Source organism: Bradyrhizobium uaiense (assembly GCF_010811875.1).
GTDB classification, from domain to species: Bacteria; Pseudomonadota; Alphaproteobacteria; order Rhizobiales; family Xanthobacteraceae; genus Bradyrhizobium; species Bradyrhizobium uaiense.
In genome coordinates this window covers 1-243 of the sequence record NZ_VKHP01000976.1, presented here as the reverse complement: position 1 = coordinate 243, position 243 = coordinate 1, and the positions used below count along the sequence as shown (strand labels likewise).

General features: G+C 62.1%; 1 pseudogene. It reads right to left on the bottom strand.

The annotated features are described in order from the left end of the window. Positions 1–140, bottom strand: a pseudogene (locus FNJ47_RS48385) (ATP-binding cassette domain-containing protein); the annotation flags it as partial. Between the last annotated feature and the right edge of the window lie 103 nt (positions 141–243).

Below are 243 nucleotides of genomic sequence, written 5' to 3'. Positions count from 1 at the left end.
ATCAGCGCATTGAAGACGTGATCCGCCGTGCCTGGATCGAGGTTCCCGGTCGGCTCGTCCGCAAACAGCACCCGCGGTGCGTTGGCAACCGCGCGTGCGATCGCCACACGTTGCTGCTCGCCGCCCGGATGGATCGCCGGGTGTCACTTTCGAACGGGCAGGTCGTCGAGCTCGAATAGTTTCGAGTGAAGCGGGTCATCGGTTGTGTGAAGAAAGCGCGCTAAGGGCAGGAATCTGAAGCCT